This is a genomic window from Streptomyces sp. MMBL 11-1, from assembly GCF_028622875.1.
In the GTDB taxonomy this organism is placed as follows: Bacteria; Actinomycetota; Actinomycetes; order Streptomycetales; family Streptomycetaceae; genus Streptomyces.
Genome location: NZ_CP117709.1, coordinates 3373748 through 3399277, shown reverse-complemented (window position 1 = coordinate 3399277; position 25530 = coordinate 3373748). Strand labels below are relative to the sequence as shown.

Here is a 25530-nt window from a genome sequence, read left to right as displayed (position 1 = left end):
GCGGCCCTTCGTGCCTTCCGTGGGCCGCCACCGGGTGGGCGGGCGGCCCGGGCAGTCCTACGCTGGAAGCATGTACGCCCGGCGCAGGCGGAACTACTTCCTCATGATGGGCGGATGCGTCGTCCTCTTCGTGTCCGCCTGGGCCGTGGTGCGCCTGTGGTCCATGCCCGTGGCCGTCGGCATGTGCCTGGTCGCCATGGTGATCCCGCCCGTCGCCGCGATGATCGCCAACCGGCGGGGCCCGGACGACCGTTGGTGGGACGACCCCTCCGGTGATCCGGAGTCCGACGCGTGGTGGGACGAGCTGGACGGCAAGAAGCGCCGCTGAGAGCCTGCCGGGTCAGTAGACGAGCGCCTGGGTGCCGTCCGCCATGGCCTCCTGCACGAAGACCTGCGCCCCCGCGATGCGTACGCCCTCCAGCACGTCCTTCTCGGTGATGTCGCGCCGGGCCGCGCACTGGGTGCACAGGGTGATCCGGCCGCCCGCCAGGATCGAGTCCAGCAGATCGGGCAGCGGCGCGGCGTGCGGCAGTTCGAACTCCGCCGCCCGGCCCGGCAGCGCGAACCACGAGGACTCCCCGGTCAGCCAGAGCGAGACCTCCACACCGCTGGCGACACCCACGGCCGCCACGGTGAAGGCCTGGGAGCAGCGCTCGGCGGCCTCGGGCCCGGCGGTCACCTTGATCACAAGCTTCTTCGGCATATGCCGAACTGTAATCGTCCAGTACGCAACCTCCTTGCTGACCTGGGGGTCACTTGTGCGCGCGGGTAAGGGAACCCGCGCTTCAGGTCTCTTGGGGGGACCCTTTTGGAACCGAACGACACCATTCCTGCCGAACCGGAAGAGCCCGCACCGGTGCCGCCCGTGCCGACGGAGCCGCCTGCCGCCGCCGACGCGCCGGTACGCCGCCGGCCGCGCGGACGTACGACGCTGATCATCGCGGCGGCGGCGCTGCTCGGGATCTCGGGCGGAGTGGCCGTGGGCTACGGCATCCAGGCCGAGCGGGCGCCGACGCCCCTGGCCGCCCTGTCGCAGCCCGGCCTCGGCTACCCGGCGAAGCCGCTGTCCGCCGACCGGGCTCCGGCCCCGCTGCCCGTGGCCCAGGACCGGCGGGTCAAGACGGACGGAGACCTGCGCAAGCTGCTCGTCGACCGGCCCAAGGGCGCGAAGAAGACGATCGCCGACGAGCTGGGCCTCGACGACGGCTGGCAGCCGCTCGATCAGTATGCCGAGACGTACTACGACGACCCGCACTTCATGTTCGAGTCGTTCTCCGAGCTCGATCTGCGTCGGGTCGCCTCGGCCGCGTGGCGGCAGGGGGAGCACCGGGAGACCGGTGTCCAACTGCTCCAGTTCCGGTCCGGTGACCGGAACGGCGCGGCGGAGCACTTCGGCGACCAGCTGATGTACATGCCGTGGGACAAGGACGGCGCGGGCAACCCGGGGGACCCGGTCAAGGGCAGCCGCGAGGGCCGCTACTTCCTCTACCCGGTCGAGCGGAAGGCGGGATACCTCCCGTCCTACCGGGCCAGGGCACTGGCCGTACGCGGTGACATCGTCCTCGACATCAACATCTTCGACACCGCCCCGATCCGCAAGAAGGACATCCGGACGCTGGCCGAGCGACAGCTGGAGCGGCTGTGAACGACGACGACACGAACCCCGTCAACGAGCCGACCGGCCCGACCGGCCCGACCGAATCGGCCGAGGCCCCCGCGCCCGTGCCCGCCCCCGCGCCCGTGCCCGCCCCCGCCCGTCGGGTGCGCCGGGTGGTGCTGACCGCGCTGCCCGTCGTCCTGGTGCTCGGGGCGGTCGGCGGCGCGGCCGTCTACACGAAGAACACCGTGGACACCGCGGACCGGACGGTCACCACGACCGTCCTGGACGTGGACCACGCGCCCTCGGACGAGGACCCGGCGGGCGGTCCGGCCCGGGGCCGCCACGACACCGAGCTGACCAAGCTCCTGCTCCCGGTGCCCAAGGGCTACCGGCTCGGCCCGGACATCGGCGAACTCGGCAACGACAGCGAGACGAGCGGGGCCAAGGCCGCCGCCGCGATGAAGGAGATGGGGCGCGGTCTGGCGGGGAAGGACCGCCGCGAACTGAACAAGTACGTCGAGAGGCTCCGTATCCGGGGCGTCGCGCAGCGCTCGTACACCTCGGACGGCAACGACCTCGTCGTGAACGTCCAGGTCATGAAGATGCGGGACAAGCGGGCGGTCCGCACGTCGTACGTGAACCGCAAGGAGCTGCTGGACTCCTTCGACGTCTTCCGCAAGGGGCCGTCGATCGACGGCCACAAGAAGGCCACCTGCTACCGGCAGCCCAAGGGCGACAAGGACACCCTCGACGGCATCAGCTGCATCGCGTACGAGGGAGAGGTCTCGGTCACCGTCGACGCGAACGGCAGCAAGCCGTTCAGCCCGTCCGACGTCGCGGACCTGGTGAAGGACCAGCTCGACCACATCGCGTCCCCGGGGGAGTACATATGAGCGAGCAGACGGTAACCCCCGGGGCCACCGGGACGCCCGCGATGCCCGAAGCACCGCCGCCGGTGAACGTGTTCGCGCCGCCCGTCCTCCCGCCCGAAGCGCCCGACGCGTCGCCGAAGCCGCCCCGGCGGGTCCTGCGCGCCGTGGCCCGGTGGACCGCCGCCGCCCTGGCGTTCGGGGTGCTCGGCACCGGTACGGCCTTCGGGATCGCCTCCCTGGAGCGGACCGACGTTCCCGGGCTCGCCACCGAGGGCGACGGCCGCTGGGACTATCCGGAGCTGTCCCTGCCCGCGCTCCCGGCCGGTTCGCCCCGGCCGTTCGGGGCCGGCAACCCGGCCGAGATCCACCACGCCGACCTGCGCGACCTGCTGCTGCCGGCCCCCGCCGGAGCGGTGCCGGACAAGAAGCTGCCCGGCGGCTGGATCTCCACCCGGACGTTCCTGGACGCGTACCGGCAGCAGGACCGGCAGTCGGTGGCCCAGCTCCTGAAGGACGCCCCGGCGCGGCACATCGCGGCCCGTGGCTGGACCATGCCGGACGGCACGGTGTCCCGGATCTACCTGGTGCGGTTCAACTCGACGGCGTTCGCGAGCGGCATGCTCGACGACCTGAACGTGGGCTCCTCGGCCGGTACGCCGCTGGACCGCACGGACACCACCGAGATCGACGGCTCCTGGAGCTCGCAGAACGACTTCGAGAACACCTCGTCGTTCGTCTTCGCCGAGCAGGCGCCCTTCGGGGCCGAACACGTCCGGCAGGCGTACACCCTGGCGGGGGACACGCTGGCCCTCGTCGTGCACGAGCGCCCCGGGAAACGGGAGTCGGACCGGATCCCCTTCCAGCAGACGCTGATCCTGCAGAACCAGCTGCTCGCCTGAGAGCCGTCGCGGCGGCCGTCGGCCGACACCTGAGGCCGACACCTGAACGAGAGGGCCGGGCCCCCACCCATTAGGCTGGGGGCCCGGCCCTGTCACCTGCCGCCACCCGTTCGTCACGAGGAGCCCCCTGTGCTTGAGGCATTCTTCTCCGCCCTGCTGATCCTGGTCTGCGTGGGCGTCACCGCCTTCGCCGCGATCACCGTGAAGAAGCTGTACCAGGGCCAGCGCTGACCCTCGTCGCACCCGGTCCGGGCACGACCCCGCACCGGACCGGCACCCGATCGTCCCGCCCCTCCCTCACAGATCGTCTGAGCCGCTCATGATCGAGATTCCGTCCGACCTCCATCCGGACCTCGTCCCGCTGGCCTTCCTCCTCGGCAACTGGGCGGGCGCGGGCGTGTCCGACTTCCCCGGCGCCGAGAAGTGCAACTTCGGCCAGGAAGTCACCTTCAGCCACGACGGCCGCGACTTCCTGGAGTACGTCTCCCACACCTGGGTCCTGGACGACGAGGGCAAGCAGGTCCGGCCGCTGGAGACCGAGACCGGCTACTGGCGCATCGACAAGGACCGCAAGGTCGAGGTCGTCATGGCCCGCGACCAGGGAGTCATCGAGATCTGGTACGGCGAGCTGGCCGACCAGAAGCCGCAGATCGACCTGGTCACCGACGCGGTGGCCCGCACGGCGGCCTCCGGCCCGTACAGCGGCGGCAAGCGGCTCTACGGGTACGTCAAGAGCGACCTCATGTGGGTCGGCGAGAAGGCCACCCCCGAGGTCGAGCTGCGTCCGTACATGTCGGCGCACCTGAAGAAGGTCGTCACCCCCGAGGAGGTCGCCGAGATGGCGCGGAACCTCGAGGACATGCCCGACGACGGCATCGCGTTCTTCAAGTAGGGAGCCCGCCCCGAACTGGGGCTGCTGCCCGGTGCTCACCCCGCCCTACACTGGGCGTGTGGTGAGCACCGACTGGAAGACCGACCTTCGGCAGCGCGGCTACCGGCTGACGCCCCAGCGCCAGCTCGTCCTGGAGGCGGTCGACGCCCTGGAGCACGCGACTCCGGACGACATCCTGTGCGAGGTGCGCAGGACCGCGTCCGGCGTGAACATCTCCACGGTGTACCGGACCCTGGAGCTCCTGGAGGAGCTCGGGCTGGTGAGCCACGCCCATCTGGGGCACGGCGCCCCGACCTACCACCTGGCCGACCGGCACCACCACATCCACCTGGTCTGCCGGGACTGTGCGGACGTCATCGAGGCGGATCTTTCCGTCGTCGCCGACTTCACAGAGAAGCTGCGCGCCGAATTCGGCTTCGAGACGGACATGAAGCACTTCGCGATCTTCGGCCGCTGTGCGGAGTGCACGGCCACGAAAGCGGCGGCGGACGGGACCGCGGGCGGAGTCTCCGACGGGACCGCAGGCGGGACCTCCGGCGGGGCCCCCGAAGCGGGTGCGAACACGCCCGCGAAGGACGCCTCCGCCAAGTCGTAGGCTGGGCGCATGAAGAGCCCCTTGCTGTCCCTGCCCGGTGCCGTTCCCGCCGAAGGCCGCGACGAAGGTGTCGCCGCGCATTACGGCGACCTGTTCCGCGAGCAACGCGCCCTGGCCGACGGCAACGGTTTCGTCGACCTCTCCCACCGGGGCGTCATCACCGTCACCGGCGACGACCGGCTGAGCTGGCTGCACCTGCTGATCACCCAGCACGTCAGCGACCTCGCCCCGCACCAGGCCACCGAGGCGCTCATCCTCTCCGCCAACGGGCACATCGAGCACGCGATGTACCTGGTGGACGACGGTACGACGGTGTGGATGCACGTCGAGCCGGACACCCAGGGCGACCTGATCGCCTACCTGGAGTCGATGAAGTTCTTCTACCGGGTCGAGGTCGCCGACCGCACCGGCGACATCGCGGTCGTCCACCTCCCGGCCGGCTCCATCGCGGAGACCCCGGACGGGGCGGCCGTACGGGAGACCCCGCAGGGCCGGGACCTGTTCCTGCCGCGCGCCGACCTGGAGGCGTACGCCGCCGCCCACGGCCCCGCCGCCGGGATCCTGGCGTACGAGGCGCTGCGCGTGGAGGGGCACCGGCCGCGCGTCGGCTTCGAGACCGACCACCGCACCATCCCGCACGAGCTGGGCTGGATCGGCAGTGCCGTCCACCTCCAGAAGGGCTGCTACCGGGGCCAGGAGACGGTGGCCCGCGTCCACAACCTGGGGAAGCCGCCGCGCCGGCTCGTCTTCCTGCACCTGGACGGCAGCGAGGTGCACCTGCCCGGACACGGGACACCCGTGCGGCTGGCCGCCGACGGCCAGGAGGGCCGCCAGCTCGGCTTCGTCACCACCTCGGCCCGCCACCACGAGCTGGGCCCGATCGCCCTCGCCCTGGTCAAGCGGAACGTGGCCGTCGACGCGGAGCTGCTCGCCGGGGACACGGCGGCCGCCCAGGAGACGGTCGTCGAGCCGTAGGCCCTCCGCGTACGGCTACACCTCGATGATCACCGTGAACGGGCCGTGGTTCGTGAGCGAGACCCGCATGTCCGCTCCGAACCGGCCCGTCTCCACCTGCGCCCCCAGCGCCCGCAGCTGCTTCACGACCTCGTCCACCAGCGGTTCGGCCACCTCGCCGGGCGCGGCGGCATTCCAGGTGGGGCGGCGGCCCTTGCGCGCGTCCCCGTAGAGAGTGAACTGAGAAATCACCAGGAGAGGGGCGTTCACATCCGAACAGGACTTCTCGCCCTCCAGGATGCGCACCGACCAGAGCTTGCGGGCCAGCTGCGCCGCCTTCTCCGGGGTGTCGTCATGGGTGACCCCGACCAGCACACACAGGCCCTCACCGATGATCTCCCCGACGGTCCCGTGGGCCGAGGGGTCGTCCGTCGCACCGGCGACGGAGACGCTCGCGCCGTCCACTCTCTGCACCACTGCACGCATACAGACCAACCTATCTTGGGCTGAACGGGTACAGAGCACCTGCATCGGCACCGTGCGGAGTGGCACGATGCACGATGTCGGTGTGCCGACGCACCGGTCGAGGGGACGGAACAGCATGAGTACATATGGAACCGGACGATCTCCCGGTGCCGTACCGGGCGCACGTCACCGCACCAGCACCCTGCGGTCACCCGTACAGCGCAGTCTGCCGGGGCAGGGTCCGGTGCTGCCGCCCGCGACGCCCGCGGTGGCCGCCACCGTGCCCGAGCAGACCGGTGCCGAGGCGGGTTTCGGCGGGCTGCGGCTGCCGGAGCTGCGGACGCTGCGCCGGGACGCCCAGCGCGACGAGGCCGATCTCAGCTACGTACGCCGGCTGGTGCAGGGCCGGATCGACATCCTGCGCGCCGAGCTGGCCCGCCGCCGGGGCCCGGCGGCCCCGGTGGAGGACGCGGCGGTGGTGAGCCGGCTCTCGGAGATCCTGGCCGACACCCCGTCCCGGCACCGCACCTCCGTGCGGCACGTCACGCTGACGACGCCGCGCGGCGACGAGTTCCGGCAGCTCGCCGCCGAGAACCTCGCCGAGGTCGAGCTGTCCGATCTGGACGCCCGGACGGACGAGGAACTGCACACCGCGATGGGGCGGCTCGTCCGCTACGAACAGCAGGTCTCCCGCCGCCGTCACGAGCTCCAGCGCACCGCCGACGATTGTGGCGCGGAGATCGCCCGCAGGTACCGTGACGGTGAAGCACAAGTAGACGACCTGCTCGCCTGAAGCGATCCTTCCGGGCGCGGGTCCCGCACCCCCGTCCCCGGAAGGCCACCATGACGTCCACCGACGTTCCGTCCGCCATATCCTCCGCCCCGGCCCCCGCCCCGCCCGTCCTGGCCGAGGTCGTGCGCTCCGGGTTCACGGAGGGGCACCACCGGGGGTCGCTCGTCCTGCTGGCCGCCGACGGCAGCGTGGAGCGGGCGATCGGGGACCCGGCGGCGCCGGTCTTCCCCCGGTCCTCCAACAAGCCGATGCAGGCCGCCGCGATCCTGCGGGCCGGCCTCGTCCTCTCGGGCGAACGGCTGGCGCTGGCCGCCGCGAGCCACTCCGGGGAGCCCTTCCACCTCGACCTCGCGCGGAAGATGCTCGCCGAGCACGGCCTGAGCCCGGCCGACCTCCAGACCCCGCCGGACCTGCCGCTGGACCCGGTGGAGGCGGAGGCCTACCTCGCCGCCGGACACGTGCGCGATCGGGTCACGATGAACTGCTCCGGCAAGCACGCGGCCATGCTCGCCGTCTGCGTCCGCAACGGCTGGGACACCGCGACCTACCTCGACCCCGCCCACCCGCTCCAGCGGCTCGTCGGCGAGGTCGTCGCCGAGGCGGCGGGCGAGCCCGTCGCGGCGCTCGGTACGGACGGCTGCGGGGCCCCGCTGATGGCGATCGGGCTGACGGGCCTGGCCCGTGCCTTCCGGTCCTTCGTGCTCGCGGAGCCCGGGAGCGCCGAACGCCGGGTCGCGGACGCGATGCGCGCCCACCCGGAGTACGTCGCGGGCACCCGGCGTCCGGACACCTGGCTGATGCGCGAGGTGCCGGGGACGCTCTCCAAGATGGGAGCCGAGGCGGTCCAGGCGGTGGCGCTGGCCGACGGCCGGTCCCTCGCCTTCAAGATCGACGACGGGTCGGTCCGGGTACTCGGACCGGTGCTGGCCCGCGTCCTGGAGCTGTGGGGCGTGGACGCCCCGGTGGTCGCCCGGATCGGACGCTCGCCGCTGCTGGGCGGGGCGGCGGAGGTCGGGGAAATTCGCGCGACATTCTGAGGGGCGCCTGCCTAGCGTGGAGGGATGAGCCTCGATGTCCGTACCGTCGCCGCGTCCGAGTTCCCCGAGTGGATGAGGTCGGTGGGCACCGGCTTCCTGACCCCCAACGAGGGGCCGAGTGAGGAGCTCGTCGCGGACCGGCTCGCCGATGTCGACCTCTCCCGCGCGCAGGGCGTCTTCGACGCCGGGCGCTGCGTGGCGACGTTCCGCTCGTTCGCCCAGGAGCTGACCGTCGTCGGCGGGGCCACCGTGGCGGCCGACGCGATCACCGCGGTCACGGTGACGCCCACGCACCGCCGGCGCGGACTGCTCAGCCGGATGATGGCGACGGACCTGGCGGCGGCCAAGGAGCGCGGCGAGCCGGTCGCCTCGCTGATCGCCGCCGAGTACCCGATCTACGGGCGGTACGGCTTCGGCCCCGCCGCCTGGAACACCGAGTGGGAGGTCTCCCTCCTCCGGGCCGGCCTCGACCCGCGCCGCTCCGGGCAGCCGGCGAACGGTGGCCGGATCGAGATGGTGGACGGCGCGGACATCCGCAAGACCGGTCCCGAGGTGCACGCCGGGCTGGCGGCCCGGCAGCCCGGCGTCGTCACGCGCGGGGAGCGCTGGTGGCGGCTGCAGACGGGGGTCGGGCCCCGCCATGACCACGAGAAGTGGACCGAGCCCTTCTATGTGGTGCACCGTGCCGCCGACGGCACGGTCGACGGCCTGATGGTGTACGGCACGGACGGCACGTGGGGCGACTCCGGGCAGCCGCAGAACACCGTCACCGTACGGGACATGATCGCGCTGAACCCGGCGGCCGAGCGGGCCCTGTGGCACTACGTCTGCTCGCTCGACTGGGTCACCGCGGTCCGCTCCGGCAGGCGGGCCTCCGACGACCTGCTCCCTCTGCTGCTTCCCGACCCCCGCGCGGCCCGGGTGATCACGAAGATGGACTGGCTGTGGCTGCGGATGCTGGACGTGCCGCGCGCCCTGGAGGCCCGGACCTACGGCACCGAGGCGTCGCTCGTCCTGGAGGTCCGGGACGACGCGGGGCTGGCCGGGGGCCGCTTCCTGCTGGACGCCTCGACGTCCGGCGCCCGGTGCGCCCCGACCACCCGCAGCGCCGATCTGGCCCTGGACGTGTCCGAGTTGGCGACGCTGTATCTGGGCGACGAGTCCGTGCGGCGGCTGGCGGACCTGGGCCGGGCCGAGGAGCTGCGGGCGGGTGCGGTGACGACGGCGGACGCCGTGTTCCGTACGGGCCGGCGGCCGTGGTGCCCGGACGTGTTCTGAGCGGTCCGGGGAGCGCCGACGGGGGACGGTCGGTCGGCGACCGGGGGCGTTCGGGGCGTTCGGGGCGACCGGGGCGGGCGGTCGGCGCGGTCCCGGTACGAGTGGTCAGGCGCCTCCGGTAAGGCCCGCGCCATGCCTCTCCGGTACGGCCGCGCCAGGCGCCTCCGGTACGGCCCCCGCCACGCCTCTCCGGTACGGCCGCGCCATGCGCCTCCGGTACGGCCCCCGCCATGCGCCTCCGGTACGGCCCCCGCCATGCGCCTCCGGTACGGCCGCGCCAGGCGCCTCCGGTACGGCCCGGCGGGCATTCCCGCGCGACGGTCAGCGCGTCCGGATCCGGAACAGCGTCCCCGAGGCGCCGATCGCCAGGGCGAGCAACCCGGCGGCCCAGGCGAGCGCGATCCAGGGGGTGTTGCCCACCTCCTGGCCGAGCAGCAGCCCGCGCAGGGACTCGATGGCCGGGGTGATCGGCTGGTGGTCGGCGAAGCCGTGCAGCCAGTCCGGCATGTTCTCGGTCGGGACAAACGCGCTGCTCGGGTAGGGCAGGAACGACATGAAGAACGTGAAGCCGCTCGCCGCCTCCGGGGTCCGGGCCAGCAGGCCGATCGCCGCCGAGATCCAGGACAGGGCCACGATGTAGGCCACCAGCACGACGGCCACCAGGAGCCAGCCGCTCCAGGCGGCGGCGGGGCGGAAACCGATCAGCAGCGCGACGCCGAAGACCAGGGCCGTGGCGCAGAGATTGCGGACGGTGCTGGCCGCCACATGCCCGGCGAGCACCGGCGTACCGCCCACGTCCACGGAGCGGAAGCGGTCGATGATGCCGCCCTTCATGTCCTCGCTGACGGCGGTGGCGGTGGTCGCGGCACCGAACCCGGCGGACAGGAGCAGGACGCCCGGAACGACGTACATGACGTACGAGTCGTAGTCCGTGCCGGTGTCGATCGCGCCGCCGAAGAAGTAGACGAAGATCAGCATCAGCATGATCGGCAGGGCCAGGGACGTGATCAGCGCGTCGGTGTTACGGCTGCTGATGCGCAGGGCGCGTGCGGCCATGACGACGGTGTGGGTGACCGGACCGGGTCCGGGTCCGGGACCGGGTCCGGGACCGGGTCCGGGGCGCCGCGCGGCCCCGTCGGCGTGCCGGGCCGGGGTTCCGCGTCGAACGGCGGTGTCAGACATGGGCGGATGCCTCCGGAGTGGTGGGCGCCTCGGAGGTCGGGGAAACCTCCGGGGCCGTGGAAACCCTGGAGGCCTTCGAGGTCAGTTCCAGGAAGACGTCGTCAAGGGTCGCGCTGTGCAGGCTGAAGCGCTCGATCTCGCGGCCTGTCGGGTCGATCTCGTCGAGCAGGGCACGCACCTGGGCCGCCGAGCCGTCGGTGGGGATGCCGAGTGTCAGGGTCTCGGGGGAGTGGTGGACGGCCCGCCCGGCCAGCCGGAGGTACGCCTCGCTGCTGGCCAGGACCAGGTCGAGACGGTGTCCGCCGACACGGGACTTGAGATCGGCGGCGGTGCCCTCGGCGGCGATCCGGCCCTGGTTCAGCAGGGCGATCCGGCCGGCGAGGCGGTCGGCCTCCTCCAGGTACTGGGTGGTGAGCAGGATGGTCGCCCCGCTCGCGGCCAACTGCCGGACGACCTCCCAGAGTTCCTGGCGGCTGCGCGGATCGAGGCCGGTGGTCGGCTCGTCCAGGAAGAACACCCCGGGCTCCGGTGACCCGACGAGCCCGGCGGCCAGGTCGAGACGGCGGCGCATGCCCCCGGAGTAGGTCCGGACGGGGCGGCGGGCCGCCGCGGTGAGGTCGAAACGTTCCAGCAACTCCCCGGCGCGGCGCCGGGCATGGGCCCGGGAGAGCCCGGTGAGCCGGGCCATCATCCGCAGGTTCTCCTCGCCGGTCTGGGTCTCGTCGACGGCGGCGAACTGGCCGGTGAGGCTGATCGACCGGCGCACCGCGCTCCGCTCGGCGACCACGTCGTACCCCGCGACGCGGGCGGAGCCGGAATCGGCCTCGGTCAGCGTCGCGAGGATCCGCACGGTGGTGGTCTTGCCGGCCCCGTTCGGCCCGAGCAGGGCGAAGACGGTGCCGCGCCCGACTTGGAGGTCGATGCCGTCGAGGACCCGGACGGCGGGTTTTCCGTAGGACTTGGTGAGGCCGTACGCCTCGATGGCGTGATCGCGGACGTGGGCGTGATCACGGGCGTGGGCGTGATCGCGGGAGCGGGCGTCGGCGGTGTCGCCGCCGCCGTTCCCGGTCGTTCTGGTCGGACCGCTCATGGTCGGGCTCCTTCTGCGTATGACATACGCGTTATTGCGTAAGCATTACGCATCTCTAGGATGGGGTCAAGGCGTCCGGGGGTGCGGGGCGTGACGGCGGCAGGGCAGCAGGGCGGCGGCGTGGCCGGGGTGCCGGGCGAAGGGGATTGCGGTGACGGAGAAGAACGGCGGCTCGGGCGGCGGCGATCTGCCGGCCAGTCTGGAGGCGGCCTGGGGGCTGCGGGACCGCCCGGCCAAGGGGCCGAAGCCCGGCCTGAGCCTGGAGCGGATCGTGGCCGCGGCGGTGGGCGTCGCGGCCACCGACGGGCTCGCCGCCGTGTCGATGGGCCGGGTCGCGCAGGAGCTCGGCGCGTCCACGATGTCCCTGTACCGGTACGTCTCCGCCAAGGACGAGCTGTACGTCCTGATGCAGGAGGCGGCCGTCGGCCCGCCGGAGCCCCTGGCCGCCCTGGAGACCGGCGCGGGCTGGCGGGCCGCGCTCACCGAATGGGCGGCCGCGCAGCGCGAGCGCTACCACGGCCACCTCTGGGCGCTCCGGATCCCCATCGGCGGCCCGCCCGCGACGCCGAACTCGATCGCGTGGTGGGAGCAGGGGCTCCAGGCGCTGAGGGGCAGCGGTCTCGGGGAGGGCGACAAGACCTCGGTGATCCTGCTGGTATCCAACTTCGTGCGCAGCGAGGCGCTGATGATGAGCGACCTGACGGCCGCCGTCACCGCGCGCGGGATCACGCCCGAGGAACTGGCGGCCTCCCACGAACGCACCCTCAAGCGGCTCGTCGACCCCGAGCGGCACCCCGGGATCACCCGGCAGCTGGAGACCGGGGTCATGAGCGGGCCGGACGAGGCGGACTACGAGTTCACCTTCGGCATGGGCGTGCTGCTGGACGGGGTGGAGGCGCTGATCCGCAGGGCGGGAGACGGCTCCGGCGGCTCTGACGGTTCAGGCGGTTCCGGCGGGGATGTCAAGTCCGCTTGAGGTCGGGGGCGTACGCTTCATGGTCATGAGCGGAGAGAAGGCCGGCGGCGAGCCCGGGAGCGGGTCCGGGAGCCGGCCCGGGGGCGGGGCCAGCGGCGGGGCCGGTGTGTGGGCCCGCGGCCGGGCCCCGGAGCGGCCCCCGGCGCCGGCCGGTCTGCGGGAGCGCAAGAAGCGGCTGACCTATCAGGCGGTCTCCGACGCGGCCATCGCGATGTTCCTGGAACGCGGCTTCGACAAGGTGTCCGTGGCGGAGGTGGCGGCCGCGGCGGACATCTCCAAACCGACGCTCTTCCGGTACTTCCCCGCCAAGGAGGACCTGGTGCTGCACCGGTTCGCCGACCATGAGGACGAGTCCGCCCGGGTGGTCGCCGAACGGCCCCCGGGCGAGGGCCCGCTGGACGCCCTGCGCCGCCACTTCCTCGACGGCCTCGACCGGCGCGACCCGGTGACCGGCCTCTGCGACGTACCCGAAGTGCTGGAGTTCCACCGCCTGTTGTACGGAACGCCGTCGCTGGTCGCCCGCATGTACGCCTACCAGGGCCGCGCCGAGGCGGCGCTCGCCCGCGCCCTCGGCGGCGGACTGCCCGCACGGCTCGCGGCCGGACAGATCATCGCCGTCCTGCGCATCCTGGCCCTGGAGAACTGGCGGCGGATCGACGCGGGGGAGAGCGCGGACGGGGTTCACGCGTCGGCGGTGCGGGCGGCCGAGCAGGCGTTCGCCCAGCTGCGGACGGGGCTGGAGCCGGGCTGAACCGGAGCCGGGGGCCGGGACCGGGGCCGGGCCCGACGGCGCACGGTACGAGGCCGATGCCTTGAGGGCGTGGGCAGGTTCGCGATGGTCGGTCGGCACGAGCAGGGCCGTTGGCGGTGGGCGGCGATGGTCAGTCGGCGAGCAGGGCCGCTGTCAGCGCGTGGCGGTGGTCGGCCAGCCAGGTCTGGTGCCGGTCCCACACCGCGCGCCCGCTCTCCGCGTACGCCGTCGCGTACGCCGCGTCTCCCCGCTTCACCCGCGACTCGACGAACGCCCGGCACACCGCGGTGGCCTGCTCGATCACCCGGGGCAGGGCGGCCCGGTCCGCGCGCCCGAGTCCGTAACCGTCGGCCAGGACACGCAGCCGGTGCGGCGGGTCGAGGCCTGCGCGGCCCCGCATCGGCGCCCAGTAGCGCGCCGCCATGGCCACGTCCCACACAGGGCGGCCGGGCGCGGCCAGATCGAAGTCGATGAGCGCGACGGCGCGGCCGTCGCGGAACACCACGTTCTCCAGACACACGTCGTTGTGGCAGACCACCGAGCCGGGAGCCGTCGCCCCCTCCGGGTCGGCCAGGTCGCCGGGCCAGCCGGCCGCCCGGCCGGACGGGACGGCCGCCGCCGCGTCGTGCATGCGCCGGAGCAGCGCCCCCACGGAGCGCAGGGCCTCGTCCGTCCAGGCCCACGGGGGGTGCGGGGCGACGGCGACCTCGCCGGGGACGTACGAGAGCCGCTCGCGGCGTTCGGAGGCCGAGACCCCCAGAGGGACGGGTACGCCGGCGAACCCCTGCTCCCGAAGGGCCCGGAGGTGGGCGTGCAGGAGGGCGGCGTGCGGTGGGGCGGGGCGTTCGACGGTGTCGCCGTGACGGAGGACGGCTCCGGCGTTGGCCAGTCCGCCGGACAGCACCTGCGGGCCCCGGTCCACCGGGCTCAACGCGTCCGCGCGACGGACTGCCGCACCCCGTCGGTCGCCCCGTCAACCGCCGCCGCGCTCCCCGCCTCCTCGGCGCAAGACCCCAACGCCCTCCGCAGGTCCGCCGGTTCGCGGTAGAGGACACCGGTCATGCCGAGAGTGTCGGCCGCGTCGACGTTCTCCTGTCGGTCGTCCACGAACAGGCACCGGGACGGCGGTACGCCCGCCCGGTCGGCCGCGATGCGGTAGATGGCCGGGTCGGGCTTGGCCACCTGCTCCACCGCGCTGCTCGCGACCGCGTCGGCCAGGTCGGACAGGCCCAACAGGGCCAGATCGGCGTCAAGTTGGAGAGTCGCGTTGGTGACGAGCACCAGGGGGACATGGGTCCTGGCCCGGCGCAGCAGCGCCACCACCTCCTCGTCGGCCCGGAACGGTGCGTTGGCGAGTGCCCGGCCCAGCGCGCGGGCCCGGTCCGCGCCCACCCGCTCCGCGAGCCCGGCGGCGATGGACTCCACCCAGGCGTCCGGGGTGATGCGGCCCAGGAGCAGCGGGAGGTCGACCTCGGGTGCGTAGGCGATGTCCGTCGTGGTGCCCTCCGGAAGTCCGGCGGCCCGCTCCAGGGCGGCGAGCGGAGCCGTGTCGTAGAAGCGGACGACGTTGTCGAGATCGCAGAGCACGGCGTCGAAGGCGCGGCCGAGGGAGGCCGGGGCGCGGCCGAGGCCGTCGCCAGGGGCAGGGGCGGGCGCGTGTCGCGTGCTCATGGCTGGTCTCCTACGGCGGCTTGCGGCACGGCGGTGCGGGCAGTGCGGTGGAGCGGGCAGTGCGGCGGTGCGGGCAGTGCGGTGGTGCGTGGTCGACCATAAACGGCCGCCGGACCGTTCATGGCCGACCACAGCCGCTCGTTCGGGCGGCCGCGGGACATCACGCGTCACCGTGTGCCCCACGATCGGAGGCGGTCAGCCGGTCAGGGCGCGCCAGGTCACCGGGCCCGCCTCGCCGTCGACCACCAGGCGGTTGACGCTCTGGTAGGCGCGTACGGCGCTCGTCGTGACGGAACCGAACCCACCGTCGACCGCCAGCCGGGCGCTGCGCTTGTTGAGCGCGGTCTGCAGGGCCCGGACGTGGGACCCGCTCGCCCCCTGCCGCAGCGTGTACACGAGCGCGGGCCAGGTGGCCGGTCCGACCTGGCCGTCGGCCACCAGCCCCTTGGAGCGCTGGAACCGCTTGACCGCCTCGACGGACACGGAGCCGTACTGCCCGTCGACGGCGAGCCCATGGCCGCGCTGGTTCATCAGGTGCTGGATCACGACGACCGTGGCGCCGCTCGCACCCGGGTCGATCCTCGACCAGCCGCCGGACAGGTCCACACCCCGGGCGGCGAGGAAGGCGACCGGGTTCACCGTGGTGCCGAGGCGACCCGAGTGGGTCTCGAAGTGCAGGTGGGGGCCGGTCACATTGCCGGTGGCGCCCATGTCGGCGATGCGCTGCCCGGCCGAGACCCTGGCGTTGAGCGCGACCCGGTAGGCGTTGAGGTGCCCGTAATACGTGTACTGGCCGTTGCCGTGCGAGATCACCAGGGCGTTGCCGGTCCGGCCCGGCAGCCCTCCGCCCCACGACCTGCGGACGACCGTGCCCGCGGCCGCTGCGTAGACCGCGGTACCCGTGGAGTTGCTGACGTCCTGACCGGCGTGGGACGCGCTGCCTCTGGGCGCGCCGTAGTGGCCGCCGGCCGGGAACCTGCCCAGGGCGGGATTGGCCCACGCCCCGTTCTTGGCCGTTGCCGTTGTCGTTGCCGCCGTGGCTGTGGATGTCCCGGCCGACAGGCTCATGGTGAGCACGCCCAGGCCCAGGCCGCCCAGCAGCCTTCGACGAGAGAGCCCGTGGTTCAGGCCCTCCGTGTCCACGGGCGTTTCGGTCGGCGCGGTGGTGGTCGCACAGGATCGGCACATGATGTCTCCCTCGAAGGGGGTCGGGGCGCACGGGGTGAGTGGGTGAGCGGGGCGACGGGATGCGGGGGTCTACCCGCATAGACGGTAGGTCCGGCCGACCCTCCTGTCAGGGGTCCACGGGCCCACGGCGGGCCCACGGCCGGGCCCAACGCGCGCCGTCGTCATCGGTGCCCGCGCGCATTCGTCGTCCGCGCCCGGCATGCCGAGTGGAAGCGCTCTCGTCAGCGACGGCCGACACCGCGATCAGCAGACGGAATGACTTGATGATGCGCTCGTCGTGCGGGGTGCGACCGGCGATCGCCCTGTGGCATCGGCGGAAGCTCCTGGGCGAGCTCGTGGAGAGTGATGCACGGATCAGCCATGCGCACGCCCCGTCGTGCTCGGACCGCCGTCGTCCAGGGTGTTGCGATGTGGAAAGCCCCGAACCCGCCCTCACCGCTTCGGATCTGCACGTGGTGATGTGCTGTGCGATGTGCACCTTTACCTGTACGCCGTGCTGAGCTGCACTGTTGATGGGGAGTCGAACCCCCGCGTTGCTCTTCACGCGCCAGGAGTGGGCCGGAAAACCGCCGACCCTCGGTGTGTGCACGCCTCCGAAGCTGCTACCTGCTCCACATCGCCCCGCCTGCTGGACTGCTCAGTCCAGCAGATCCGCCTCCCAGTTCGTACGCTGGATCCGTGTATCGACCTCGCGGATCTCCCTCGCGAGAGCATCCGCCTGACCGCGCAGTTCCGCCACCGGAAGCGCGGCCAGCATCACCAGCTCGGACCGAAGCTGCCGGCCGTATCCCCGCTCGCCGTTACCCGCCGCCGCGTCCGCCGCCGCGGTGACCAGGGAGTGACGCAACCGCAGGACATCCCGGCGCGCGAGGGCATCGGTGAGCGTGCCGTCCGAACCCATCTCCACGGTGGCATTGGTCCGGTTGATCCGCCGGATCAACGTTTCCAGAGCGCTCAGCACCTCACCGGCCTCGGCCAGCAACTGGGCGGCATCCTCGGCGGGCGTCTCCCCCTCCTGGTACCGCGCACTGCTGACGACGCGCGCTCGCAACTGTTCCGCACGGCGCGTCGCTTCCGCGCGCTCCGCCAGTGCCTCAGCAAGCTTCACCGTCTCCACCTCCCCCTCCATGAGCTCGCACCAGTATAGGAATGCGAACCAGCTCATACGCACGTGGATTTGGCACGGGGCCCCGGACTTTGGGCTGCTCGCCGCCGTCGGCACTGCTTCTGGGCCGATCGTCTTACCAACCCCTTGGCTGCCCTGAATCCATAGGAAGCAAGGGGGGGGCGGAAACGGTCCAACTCGCGGGCCAGCGCCTCCTCAGACCCGGGTGGTCACGCTGACCGACGGCTTGGGCCTGTCGATCTCGACCTTCTCGACGCCGCCCGTAAGGTAGCTGCCGATCGTGATGACCGCCATGGCCGCGGTGAGCGCAAGGACCAGCCGCTCGCCCCTGGTCATACCCGCGGGCTGAGCCGTCGGCGTGGTGGAGACGGCCGGCCGGGTCCACTGGAAGACGATGAACCCGGCGAGCGTCCCCATGACCGTCCAAACGACGGTGCCGAAGTCGAACGTGACGTGCACTGGTACTGGCCCCTCAGTCCAGGGCGCCCGCTACCCGAGCGGCCCCTCTACCCGGGCCCACCACGAGCCCGGCCCCGCACGTTGCGTGCCGGCACATACATCAGCGGGCCGGGGCCCTCCCGTGTGAGGAGAACCCCGGCCCGATTCAGCGGCTCAGCTGTTCCTGTGTGCCGCCTCCGGCGTCCCCCGCGAGGTGAACAGTGCCGTGAGCGCGACCAAGGTCATCACTGAGTGACGCTCCGGCCGCTTCCGCGGCGTCGGCGTCGGCGTCGGCGTCAAGAACAGCAGGACTCGGTCGATCAGGTGCACGACCCTGGCCCAGGCGAGGGCCACATGTGATCCGACCCATAGCGTGAAGCTCGCCCTGGGGCGGCGTTTCGTCATTTCCATCTCTCGTTCTCTCCTTCACGAGCGGCGGGTGAAGCAACCCACCCTCGGTGTGCGCGGAACGTCGGCCGGCTGACCGTCCCGTGCACCCGAGGGAACGGTTACTCCGCCAGGGGCGACACCCCCAGACGCGCCCGGATCGCGGGGCGCTTCAGCTTGTCCCGGGCCGCCTTCAACGACTGGCGGACCGCGCCCGGCGACACCGTGCCGTCCAACGCCTCGCTGATCTCGACGGAGTTCATGCCTTCGGCCTCGGCGAGCAGGAAGACCACGTACTGCTGGTCGCTGAGCACCTTTCTGAGGAGCGGCAGCTTCTTGTTCAGCGACTCCCGGATCTCCTTCAGCACCACGATGTCCTCGGCGGTGGCCGAGTCCTCGGTGTCCAAGAGGTAGGTGTCGTCCCCGACGAGGAGCGCGCGCTTGTGCTGCTCCGCGATCTTCTTGCGGTGCTGGCCCGCCTCGCGCTTGCAGATCGTCTTCATATAGGCGAGCACGCTGCCCTCGACGGGACCGCTGTTCTCCAGCTTCCTGTGCAGGCTCTCCTCGGCTTTCACGAAGACCCCGGTCTCGTGTTCGGCCGTAGCCCACGCGCGGGTGTACCGGCGGAGGGACTTCTCGTTACGCCTGACTTCCTCCCACTGCTCCTGAGCCAGCGGGGACAGCGAGGCCGAGGGCTCACCCAGGGTGTGCGGCTCCTGGTCAGCCTTTCGCCAGCGCTTGGGTTTGCTCACTGCGGTTGTCCTTCACGATCGAGACCTCTGCCCGAGGGGCAGAGGGACACCAGAGCGCTCTAACATCACCTTCAGGTGCCTGGCCCCTCCGAGTGTTCGCGTGATGCGCATCACGCGAATCCGAGGGTCGACTTCCTCGCTGACGAGATCCGCGACGAGCGCGCCGCGCGCGTACATCTCCACGCTGTCGCGCCGTCGCGCACGGCGTTCGCCGCCTTCGCCAAGATCACCGAGACGACCGGCGTGCAGCCCGCCGTCCACAGCGGGCATGCACAGGTCGGCAGAGACCGAACAGCCCCCGTAGCCGAGGACCCTTCTGCTCCGGCAGTGGCGCGCGACACTTTTGCAAGCATGTGCTTGCAAAAGTTAGCAAGGGTGTTGCACTATCGGGTCATGGCATCACTCAACGTCGGCAATCTCGGTGAGTACCTGCGGGAACAGCGCCGTGCGGCGCAGCTCTCGCTGCGGCAGCTCGCCGATGCGACCGGGGTGTCGAACCCGTATCTCAGTCAGATCGAGCGCGGTCTGCGCAAGCCCAGTGCGGACGTGCTCCAGCAGGTCGCCAAGGCGCTGCGGATCTCGGCCGAGACCCTGTACGTCCGTGCGGGGATCCTCGACGAGCGGGAGCGGGAGGAGCTGGAGACGCGGGCGGTCATTCTGGCCGATCCGTCGATCAACGAGCGGCAGAAGAACGTGCTGCTGCAGATCTACGACTCCTTCCGCCGCGAGAACGGATTCGTCCCCGGCCCCGACGCGGACGGGAAAACGGATGCCGGCGCCGGCACGGGCGGCGATGCCGGGCCCCGTAACGGCGACGACGCCGGTGCGGGCGCCACCGACGACCAAGACCCTCACAGCTGAACAGCTGGTTCTGATGATCCGGGAGGACCACAGTCATGGCCATCACCGATGACCTGCGCAAGACCCTCACCGACCCCACCCCCCTCTACTTCGCCGCCGGCACGGCCGACCTGGCCGTGCAGCAGGCGCGCAAGGTCCCGGCGCTGATCGAGCAGCTGCGGGCCGAGGCGCCCGAGCGGATCGACGCCGTACGCAACACCGACCCCAAGGCCGTGCAGGAGAAGGTGACCACGCAGGCCAAGGAGGCCCAGGCCACCGTGCAGGCGAAGGTCACCGAGGTGTTCGGCTCGTTCGACGCCGCCGACCTGAAGAAGCTGGGCGAGACCGCTCAGGACCTGGCGCTCCGCAGTGTGGGCGTCGCCGCCGAGTACGCGATCAGGGCCCGGGAGACGTACGAGAAGGTCGCCGAGCACGGCGAGCAGACCGTACGGACCTGGCGCGGCGAGACGGCGGAGGAGATCGTCGAGATCGCCACCGTCATCGAGGCGGAGCCCAAGACCACGGAGCCCAAGACCACGGAGCCCAAGACCGCGGAGCCCAAGACCGCGGAGCCGAAGACCGAGGCCAAGGCCGCGCCCGCCGCCAAGCCCGCCGCCACGAAGGCCTCTCCCGCCGCGTCGAAGTCCGCTCCCGCCGAGGCCAAGCCCGTCGCCCCGGTGAAGTCCGCCGATGCCAAGGCCGCGCCCGCGAAGAAGACCCCCGCGCCGCGCAAGCCCGCGGCCAGGAAGACCCCGCCGCCCGCCGACAAGTGACCCCCACGGGTTCCACGGGTTCTTCCCGGCCGAGGTACGCGGGACGCGTGACCGGGACGCGGGGCGGGCACCTTTACGGGTGGCCGGCTCGTTGTCCCGGTACCTTGGCCCTTCCGGCCGCAGGGCGCTCCTCCACTTACTAGGCGGTACACACCATGTTGCTCTCAGCGTTCGGCTCGCTCCTCCAGCTGCTCTACCTGGCGATGCTGGTGCTGGCCGTGGTCGCGTTCGTCTTCGCGGCGACCGCCCGTGAGGACGCCTACCGTGCCGCCGACAAGAAGAAGAAGTCCTTCTGGCTGGTGATCCTCGGCGTCGCCGTCGCCGTGAACCTGCTCATCCCGATGCTGTTCCTGCAGCTCGCGGGCGTGGTCGCGTCGATCGTGTTCATGGTCGACGTGCGTCCCGCGCTCAAGGCGGTCTCCGGCGGCGGTGGCCGCAGCGGCGGCTCCAGCAGCGACGGCCCGTACGGTCCCTACAACGGCGGGCGCTGAGCCCTCGCCGCCCTCGGGGGCGGGCACGGCGGCCGGCCGACGGACGCGGGGTGGGAGCGCGGTGCGCTGCCGCCCCATCGTCGTATCCGCTCCGGATCGCGGCCCAGCAGCAGGACCGCCACGTCGTCGGTCAGTTCGCCGCCGTTCAGCTCCCGCACCTCGGCGACCGCCGCCTCCAGCAGCTCCTCGCCCGCCAGCCCCTGTTCCAGCCGGCTGTTGACCATCGCGACCATGCCGTCCTGGCCGAGCCGCTCGCTGCCGCCGGTCCCCACGCGCCCCTCGATGAGCCCGTCCGTGTACAGCATCAGGCTCCAGGCGCCGCCCAGCTCGACCTGACGGCGCGGCCACCGGGCCCGCGGCAGCAGCCCCAGCGCCGGGCCGCCGTCCTCGTACGGGAGCAGCCGGGCGGGCAGGCCGTGGCGGGCGAGCAGCGGTGCGGGATGCCCGGCCAGGCAGAGGCCGGCCCGTCGCCCGTCGGGCGTGATGTCCACCGTGCAGAGCGTCGCGAAGATCTCCTCGCTCTGGCGTTCGTGCTCCAGCACCTGCTGGAGCGTGGAGAGCAGCTCGTCCCCGCACAGCCCGGCCAGGGTCAGCGCCCGCCAGGCGATCCGCAGCTCGACACCGAGCGCCGCCTCGTCCGGGCCGTGCCCGCAGACGTCGCCGATCATCGCGTGCACCGTGCCGTCCGGGGTGCGGACGACGTCGTAGAAGTCGCCGCCGAGGAGGGCACGGCTGCGGCCGGGGCGGTAGCGGGCGGCGAAGCTCAGGCCGGAGCCGTCCAGCAGCGGGGTGGGGAGCAGGCCGCGTTCCAGGCGCGCGTTCTCCTGGGCGCGCAGCCGGGACTCGGTCAGCTGGTGCTGGGCGATGTCGGCGCGCTTGCGCTCCACGGCATACCGGATGGCGCGGCTGAGGACGCGCGCGTCCAGCTCGCCCCGGAAGAGGTAGTCCTGCGCCCCGACCCGGACCGCCTCGGCCGCCAGCTCCGTGTCGTCCTGCGCGGTCAGCGCGAGGACCGCGTGCAGCGGTGCGATGCGGAGTACGTGGGTGAGGGCCGCCAGCTCGTCGGCCCGCCCGGAGACGGGCTCGGGCAGGGAACCGCGGCCGGCCGCGCCGGTGGTGGACATCCCGTGGCCGGACGTCCCGGCGTCGGCCGTCCCTGTGCCGACGGGGGGCGTGCCGGGGCCGGTCCCGCCGCCCGTGAGGGGCAGCGCCAGGTCCAGCAGGATGCAGTCGACGTCGTCGGTGAGCAGCCGCGCGGCCTCGGTGAGGTTGCGGGCGGTACGGACACGGACCCGGGTCCCGGCGGCTGCCGAGAGTTCGGGGACGGTGATGGTGGTGCCCGCCGGGTCGTCCTCGATCACCAGCAGGGTGAGGTCGCTGTGCGAGGTCTCCGCAGCGGGAACGGATCGCTGCTGAGGTACGGGTACGGGCATCGGTTCGAGTTTCCTTCCCTCCCCCCGAGGGCGCGGCGGGTCGACGATCGACGATCCGCCAGTCGGGGACGATAGCGGTCCGCGACGGGGGAACGGAATGGCGCAACGGGGCCGGCCCCCGCCGTGTGTGCCGCCATAAGCCGCGTCCCGGCACGGATCCGGCGCGACGGGCCACCCTGACGGCGGGGAAGCGCACATGACAAACATCACGCGCCCACGAGTGGGGGCGTGGCCCCGGTCACGTGGCCCCGCTCACGGGGCCGCAGGGTCGCGTCCCCGCCGCCCGGGCCGCCCCGGTCCTGCCTACGACGCGCCCCGGGCCTGCGTAGCGGTCCGGTCCTGCGCACGTGCCTCGGTCCCGCGTACGCGCCCCGGTTCCGCGTACGCGGTCGGTCCTGCGTACGCGCCCCGGCCCTCCGTACGCGCCCCAGTCCTCCGTACGCGCCCCGGCCCTCCGCACACGCCCCGGTCCCGCACACACGCCCCGGCCCCGCGTGCGCGGTCGGCCCTACTTGTCCGGGCGGACCACGCCGAGGATCTTCATCGTGCCCGCGCCCGCCAGCGTGACGTTACGGCCGGGGCGCGGCGCGTGGACGATCGAGCCGTCGCCGACGTACATCCCGACATGGCTGGCGTCGGCGTGGTAAATGATCAGGTCGCCGGGGCGCATGTCCCGGATGTCGATGCGCGGCAGCAGCCGCCACTGCTCCTGCGAGGTGCGCGGGATCGGGCGCTTCGCCGCCAGCCACGCCTGCGAGGTCAGCCCGGAGCAGTCGTACGAACCGGGGCCCTCGGCTCCCCAGACGTAAGGCTTGCCTATCTGGGCCGTCGCGAAGGCCACCGCCACCGCTCCGCTCTCGCTCGCCTCGCCGCTGACGTCCTTGACGGTGCCGGAGGAGAGCCAGGCGGTCTGCGCCTTGTCGGCGGCGTTCCGCTCCAGCTGGCGGAGCCGGTCGCGCTCCTTCTCCTCCAGCTGCGATTCGAGCTTCTCCGCCGCCTTGATCTGGGCGTTGATCTTCTTCTTGGCCTTGGCCTGCTTGACCCGGATCGTCTCCAGCTTCTCCCAGTTCGCGCTGGCGTCCTGGGTGTACGTCTCCAGGTCCTCCTGCGTCTGGGTCAGCTCGGTCATGAGCGACTTGGAGGCCTGCTGGCTCTGGCGGACCTTGTTGAGCCCGTCCAGGAAGAGCTTCGGGTCGTTGCTCAGGGCCAGCTGCGCGCCGGGCGGCAGGCCGCCGTTGCGGTACTGCTCGCGGGCCTGGGCCCCGGCCCGGTCCTTCAGGGCGGCGATGCTCGCCTGGCCGTCGACGATCGCCTTGGCCAGCTTCACGATCTCGCCGGACTGCTTCTTCGTCTGCTCCTCGGCGAGGTTGTACGCGTCCGTCGCCGCACCCGCCTTCCGGTACAGCGTGTCGATCTGCTCGCGGACCTTTTCCAGGTCCGCGTTGGAGTAGCGCGGCGGCGAGCCGGTGGAGGAGGACGGGGCGGGCGAAGGCTCCGGCACCGGGGCGGCCACGGCCTGTCCCGTGGACGTCAGCAGGGCCAGCGCACAGACCAGCGTGATGGCGGCAGTGGCGCAGTGGCGTCGGTTCACGAGCTCCCCCTCCGGGTGGTTACTCCGGGCCCGCCTCCGGACGAAGGCGGCAAAGTTGATGAAGGCGATGAAGGCGATGAGGATGATGAAGACGGCGAAGGTGACGAAGACGGCGAAGGTGGCGAAGACGGCGAAGGTGGCGAAGATGATGAAAGCAATAGAGGTGACGAAGGCCAGGAATGCCGTGCATCCGGGAAGCAACAGAATGCGGATACCGTGCATCTGACTTACCGTCAGTAACTTTTCGGCAACGTCGCGATCGTGCCATGTCGCCCCGTAAAGCAACAGAGGCCGACGGCACCTGCCGCGTCACATATCGCCCCCGCAGGGCTGCTTCGTCATGATTCCCCCCGGGCCTGCCCGGCTCGCTCTCCGCCTCGACCTGCGCCTTCTCCCCTCACTGGGACGAACGATGCCCCCGAGGCGTTCCCGGAGCGGAGGATTTCTGCCCTTCCGGGCCACGGCTCAGTGGCTGTTGGGCCGGAGTGCGTCCCACGGCACGGTGATCTCGCCCTGCCGCCACCGCCGTACCCCGTCCGCCACCGGCCAGTCCGCCGACACCGCCCGCACCGCCGCGATCCAGCGCTGTCGCGCGCCGAGCGAGGCGTACGGGGAGGCCGTCGCCCAGGCCCGGTCGAAGTCCCGCAGGAACGCGTGGACCGGCTCGCCCGGCACGTTGCGGTGGATCAGCGCCTTCGGCAGGCGTTCCGCGAGGTCCGACGGGCGCTCCAGCGAGCCGAGACGGGTCGCGAAGGTGACCGTGCGCGGGCCCCCGGGCCCCAGGGCCACCCAGACGTGCCGCCGCCCGATCTCGTCACAGGTCCCCTCCACCAGGAGCCCGTCCGGGGCGAGGCGGGAGCACAGCCGTGCCCAGACCTCGGCGACCTGGTCCTCGTCGTACTGGCGCAGCACGTTCGCCGCCCGGATGAGCAGGGGCCGGGTGTCCAGCGGGACCTCGAAGCCGCCGTGCACGAAGGTGAGGCCCTCCCGGGCGTACGGCTGCGCGGCGGCGACCCGCTCCGGGTCGATCTCGATGCCCGCCACCACGGTGCGCGGCTCGGCGGTGCGCAGGCGGTCGAGCAGCTCGACCGCGGTCCAGGGGGCCGCCCCGTACCCGAGGTCGACGGCGACCGGCGTACCGGCGCGGCGCAGGGCGGGGCCGTGCGCGTCGGCGATCCAGCGGTCCATGCGGCGCAGCCGGTTCGGGTTGGTGGTCCCGCGGGTGGCGGTGCCGATGGGGCGCTGGCGCATGGGTCGAGCGTATGCGACGGGGCGGGTCGGCCCGGTGGGGCCTCCGGGCCGGGGCCGATGCCCGCAGGCCCCGCCGTCGCCGTGCGACGCGCCGCCCGACAACGTAATGATTTGGCAAAGCGGAAATGAAAGGCGGGATTCCACTGTTCTCGCCCTTCGGAGGACCCCCGTGCCCTCCGGTCAGCATGCCCCGATCGAGGAGGAC

28 protein-coding genes are annotated in these 25530 nt (G+C 72.3%); 15 read left to right on the top strand and 13 right to left on the bottom strand.

What is annotated here, in order from left to right; genetic code table 11:
• Positions 1-70: 70 nt before the first annotated feature.
• Entirely contained in the window at positions 71-328 is a 258-nt protein-coding gene (locus tag PSQ21_RS14690; protein ID WP_274030949.1) for a DUF3099 domain-containing protein, read from the top strand.
• Positions 329-340: 12 nt separating this feature from the next.
• On the opposite strand, the gene PSQ21_RS14685 is transcribed toward PSQ21_RS14690, so the two are convergent.
• Entirely contained in the window at positions 341-703 is a 363-nt protein-coding gene (locus PSQ21_RS14685; RefSeq protein WP_030590567.1) for a DsrE family protein, read from the bottom strand.
• 105 nt (positions 704-808) lie between these two features.
• On the opposite strand from PSQ21_RS14685, the gene PSQ21_RS14680 reads away from it, so the two are divergent.
• The 6 genes from PSQ21_RS14680 to ygfZ all read left to right on the top strand — a co-directional run bounded on the left by PSQ21_RS14680 (position 809) and on the right by ygfZ (position 5833).
• Positions 809-1645, top strand: a complete 837-nt coding sequence (locus tag PSQ21_RS14680) for a hypothetical protein (protein ID WP_274030948.1) — start codon at positions 809-811, stop codon at positions 1643-1645.
• Positions 1642-2493: a hypothetical protein gene (locus tag PSQ21_RS14675; RefSeq protein WP_274030947.1), complete on the top strand. Its 852-nt coding sequence runs from the start codon at positions 1642-1644 to the stop codon at positions 2491-2493. Before PSQ21_RS14680 ends, PSQ21_RS14675 begins: the two co-directional genes overlap by 4 nt.
• Positions 2490-3371: a hypothetical protein gene (locus PSQ21_RS14670; RefSeq protein ID WP_274030946.1), complete on the top strand. Its 882-nt coding sequence runs from the start codon at positions 2490-2492 to the stop codon at positions 3369-3371. Before PSQ21_RS14675 ends, PSQ21_RS14670 begins: the two co-directional genes overlap by 4 nt.
• A 319-nt stretch (positions 3372-3690) precedes the next feature.
• Positions 3691-4263 (top strand): FABP family protein, encoded by a 573-nt coding sequence (locus tag PSQ21_RS14665; RefSeq protein WP_047177390.1) that lies wholly within the window; start codon positions 3691-3693, stop codon positions 4261-4263.
• Positions 4264-4321: 58 nt separating this feature from the next.
• Entirely contained in the window at positions 4322-4858 is a 537-nt protein-coding gene (locus tag PSQ21_RS14660) for a Fur family transcriptional regulator (RefSeq protein WP_274030945.1), read from the top strand.
• Between the two features lie 9 nt (positions 4859-4867).
• Positions 4868-5833: a CAF17-like 4Fe-4S cluster assembly/insertion protein YgfZ gene (gene ygfZ / locus PSQ21_RS14655; RefSeq protein ID WP_274030944.1), complete on the top strand. Its 966-nt coding sequence runs from the start codon at positions 4868-4870 to the stop codon at positions 5831-5833.
• Positions 5834-5848: 15 nt separating this feature from the next.
• Here ygfZ and dtd read toward each other — a convergent pair whose 3' ends face one another.
• A complete protein-coding gene (dtd, locus tag PSQ21_RS14650; protein WP_274030943.1) occupies positions 5849-6298 on the bottom strand; it encodes a D-aminoacyl-tRNA deacylase in 450 nt (149 codons plus the stop codon).
• A 115-nt stretch (positions 6299-6413) separates the two neighbouring features.
• Here dtd and PSQ21_RS14645 point away from each other — a divergent pair, with 115 nt between their 5' ends.
• Genes PSQ21_RS14645 through PSQ21_RS14635 form a run of 3 tightly spaced genes read left to right on the top strand, consistent with a single transcriptional unit; the run spans position 6414 to position 9385 of the window.
• Positions 6414-7070: an RsiG family protein gene (locus tag PSQ21_RS14645; protein WP_274030942.1), complete on the top strand. Its 657-nt coding sequence runs from the start codon at positions 6414-6416 to the stop codon at positions 7068-7070.
• Positions 7071-7120: 50 nt separating this feature from the next.
• Positions 7121-8107, top strand: a complete 987-nt coding sequence (locus tag PSQ21_RS14640; protein WP_274030941.1) for an asparaginase — start codon at positions 7121-7123, stop codon at positions 8105-8107.
• 24 nt (positions 8108-8131) lie between these two features.
• Positions 8132-9385, top strand: coding sequence for a GNAT family N-acetyltransferase (locus PSQ21_RS14635; protein ID WP_274030940.1), 1254 nt, complete (start codon positions 8132-8134; stop codon positions 9383-9385).
• 321 nt (positions 9386-9706) lie between these two features.
• On the opposite strand, the gene PSQ21_RS14630 is transcribed toward PSQ21_RS14635, so the two are convergent.
• Both PSQ21_RS14630 and PSQ21_RS14625 read right to left on the bottom strand, forming a co-directional pair.
• Positions 9707-10567, bottom strand: coding sequence for an ABC transporter permease (locus tag PSQ21_RS14630; protein WP_274030939.1), 861 nt, complete (start codon positions 10565-10567; stop codon positions 9707-9709).
• The gene (locus PSQ21_RS14625) at positions 10560-11657 is read right to left on the bottom strand and encodes an ATP-binding cassette domain-containing protein (protein ID WP_274030938.1); all 1098 of its coding nucleotides are present in this window, start codon (positions 11655-11657) and stop codon (positions 10560-10562) included. The genes PSQ21_RS14630 and PSQ21_RS14625 overlap by 8 nt, the downstream gene beginning before the upstream one ends.
• Positions 11658-11808: 151 nt before the next feature.
• On the opposite strand from PSQ21_RS14625, the gene PSQ21_RS14620 reads away from it, so the two are divergent.
• Together PSQ21_RS14620 and PSQ21_RS14615 are read left to right on the top strand one after the other, a co-directional pair.
• On the top strand, positions 11809-12633 hold the full coding sequence (locus PSQ21_RS14620; RefSeq protein ID WP_274030937.1) for a TetR/AcrR family transcriptional regulator: 825 nt from the start codon (positions 11809-11811) through the stop codon (positions 12631-12633).
• Between the two features lie 19 nt (positions 12634-12652).
• Positions 12653-13384, top strand: a complete 732-nt coding sequence (locus PSQ21_RS14615) for a TetR family transcriptional regulator (protein WP_274035779.1) — start codon at positions 12653-12655, stop codon at positions 13382-13384.
• Positions 13385-13514: 130 nt separating this feature from the next.
• On the opposite strand, the gene PSQ21_RS14610 is transcribed toward PSQ21_RS14615, so the two are convergent.
• From PSQ21_RS14610 to PSQ21_RS14585, 6 genes are all read right to left on the bottom strand, one after another.
• Positions 13515-14315, bottom strand: coding sequence for a phosphotransferase enzyme family protein (locus PSQ21_RS14610; protein WP_274030936.1), 801 nt, complete (start codon positions 14313-14315; stop codon positions 13515-13517).
• Positions 14312-15055, bottom strand: coding sequence for an HAD-IA family hydrolase (locus PSQ21_RS14605; RefSeq protein WP_274030935.1), 744 nt, complete (start codon positions 15053-15055; stop codon positions 14312-14314). The genes PSQ21_RS14610 and PSQ21_RS14605 overlap by 4 nt, the downstream gene beginning before the upstream one ends.
• A gap of 195 nt (positions 15056-15250) precedes the next feature.
• The gene (locus PSQ21_RS14600; protein ID WP_443334391.1) at positions 15251-16243 is read right to left on the bottom strand and encodes a peptidoglycan-binding protein; all 993 of its coding nucleotides are present in this window, start codon (positions 16241-16243) and stop codon (positions 15251-15253) included.
• A gap of 637 nt (positions 16244-16880) precedes the next feature.
• A complete protein-coding gene (locus tag PSQ21_RS14595) occupies positions 16881-17351 on the bottom strand; it encodes a DIP1984 family protein (protein ID WP_274035776.1) in 471 nt (156 codons plus the stop codon).
• A 213-nt stretch (positions 17352-17564) separates the two neighbouring features.
• Positions 17565-17828 (bottom strand): hypothetical protein, encoded by a 264-nt coding sequence (locus PSQ21_RS14590; protein WP_274030934.1) that lies wholly within the window; start codon positions 17826-17828, stop codon positions 17565-17567.
• Between the two features lie 488 nt (positions 17829-18316).
• Entirely contained in the window at positions 18317-18946 is a 630-nt protein-coding gene (locus PSQ21_RS14585) for an RNA polymerase sigma factor (RefSeq protein ID WP_274030933.1), read from the bottom strand.
• A gap of 393 nt (positions 18947-19339) precedes the next feature.
• Here PSQ21_RS14585 and PSQ21_RS14580 point away from each other — a divergent pair, with 393 nt between their 5' ends.
• From PSQ21_RS14580 to PSQ21_RS14570, 3 genes are all read left to right on the top strand, one after another.
• Positions 19340-19807, top strand: coding sequence for a helix-turn-helix domain-containing protein (locus PSQ21_RS14580; RefSeq protein ID WP_274030932.1), 468 nt, complete (start codon positions 19340-19342; stop codon positions 19805-19807).
• Positions 19808-19842: 35 nt separating this feature from the next.
• Positions 19843-20559 (top strand): hypothetical protein, encoded by a 717-nt coding sequence (locus tag PSQ21_RS14575; protein ID WP_274030931.1) that lies wholly within the window; start codon positions 19843-19845, stop codon positions 20557-20559.
• Between the two features lie 155 nt (positions 20560-20714).
• Positions 20715-21050, top strand: coding sequence for a DUF2516 family protein (locus PSQ21_RS14570; protein ID WP_274030930.1), 336 nt, complete (start codon positions 20715-20717; stop codon positions 21048-21050).
• Here PSQ21_RS14570 and PSQ21_RS14565 read toward each other — a convergent pair.
• From PSQ21_RS14565 to PSQ21_RS14555, 3 genes are all read right to left on the bottom strand, one after another.
• Positions 21032-22483: a PP2C family protein-serine/threonine phosphatase gene (locus tag PSQ21_RS14565; RefSeq protein WP_274030929.1), complete on the bottom strand. Its 1452-nt coding sequence runs from the start codon at positions 22481-22483 to the stop codon at positions 21032-21034. The two genes, PSQ21_RS14570 and PSQ21_RS14565, sit on opposite strands and share 19 nt — an antisense overlap.
• A 508-nt stretch (positions 22484-22991) precedes the next feature.
• Positions 22992-24074, bottom strand: a complete 1083-nt coding sequence (locus tag PSQ21_RS14560; protein ID WP_274035775.1) for a C40 family peptidase — start codon at positions 24072-24074, stop codon at positions 22992-22994.
• Positions 24075-24539: 465 nt separating this feature from the next.
• A complete protein-coding gene (locus PSQ21_RS14555; RefSeq protein WP_274030928.1) occupies positions 24540-25325 on the bottom strand; it encodes a class I SAM-dependent methyltransferase in 786 nt (261 codons plus the stop codon).
• Between the last annotated feature and the right edge of the window lie 205 nt (positions 25326-25530).

Coding starts and splice junctions, on each gene's coding strand:
- PSQ21_RS14665 (WP_047177390.1), top strand. CDS start 3,691: ATGATCGAGATTCCGTCCGACCTCCATCCGGACCTCGTCCCGCTGGCC.
- PSQ21_RS14575 (WP_274030931.1), top strand. CDS start 19,843: ATGGCCATCACCGATGACCTGCGCAAGACCCTCACCGACCCCACCCCC.
- PSQ21_RS14630 (WP_274030939.1), bottom strand. CDS start 10,567: ATGTCTGACACCGCCGTTCGACGCGGAACCCCGGCCCGGCACGCCGAC.
- PSQ21_RS14645 (WP_274030942.1), top strand. CDS start 6,414: ATGAGTACATATGGAACCGGACGATCTCCCGGTGCCGTACCGGGCGCA.
- dtd (WP_274030943.1), bottom strand. CDS start 6,298: ATGCGTGCAGTGGTGCAGAGAGTGGACGGCGCGAGCGTCTCCGTCGCC.
- PSQ21_RS14580 (WP_274030932.1), top strand. CDS start 19,340: ATGGCATCACTCAACGTCGGCAATCTCGGTGAGTACCTGCGGGAACAG.
- PSQ21_RS14605 (WP_274030935.1), bottom strand. CDS start 15,055: ATGAGCACGCGACACGCGCCCGCCCCTGCCCCTGGCGACGGCCTCGGC.
- PSQ21_RS14670 (WP_274030946.1), top strand. CDS start 2,490: ATGAGCGAGCAGACGGTAACCCCCGGGGCCACCGGGACGCCCGCGATG.
- PSQ21_RS14570 (WP_274030930.1), top strand. CDS start 20,715: ATGTTGCTCTCAGCGTTCGGCTCGCTCCTCCAGCTGCTCTACCTGGCG.
- PSQ21_RS14685 (WP_030590567.1), bottom strand. CDS start 703: ATGCCGAAGAAGCTTGTGATCAAGGTGACCGCCGGGCCCGAGGCCGCC.
- PSQ21_RS14635 (WP_274030940.1), top strand. CDS start 8,132: ATGAGCCTCGATGTCCGTACCGTCGCCGCGTCCGAGTTCCCCGAGTGG.
- PSQ21_RS14565 (WP_274030929.1), bottom strand. CDS start 22,483: ATGCCCGTACCCGTACCTCAGCAGCGATCCGTTCCCGCTGCGGAGACC.
- PSQ21_RS14690 (WP_274030949.1), top strand. CDS start 71: ATGTACGCCCGGCGCAGGCGGAACTACTTCCTCATGATGGGCGGATGC.
- PSQ21_RS14555 (WP_274030928.1), bottom strand. CDS start 25,325: ATGCGCCAGCGCCCCATCGGCACCGCCACCCGCGGGACCACCAACCCG.
- PSQ21_RS14640 (WP_274030941.1), top strand. CDS start 7,121: ATGACGTCCACCGACGTTCCGTCCGCCATATCCTCCGCCCCGGCCCCC.
- PSQ21_RS14625 (WP_274030938.1), bottom strand. CDS start 11,657: ATGAGCGGTCCGACCAGAACGACCGGGAACGGCGGCGGCGACACCGCC.
- ygfZ (WP_274030944.1), top strand. CDS start 4,868: ATGAAGAGCCCCTTGCTGTCCCTGCCCGGTGCCGTTCCCGCCGAAGGC.
- PSQ21_RS14615 (WP_274035779.1), top strand. CDS start 12,653: ATGGTCATGAGCGGAGAGAAGGCCGGCGGCGAGCCCGGGAGCGGGTCC.
- PSQ21_RS14600 (WP_443334391.1), bottom strand. CDS start 16,243: ATGTGCCGATCCTGTGCGACCACCACCGCGCCGACCGAAACGCCCGTG.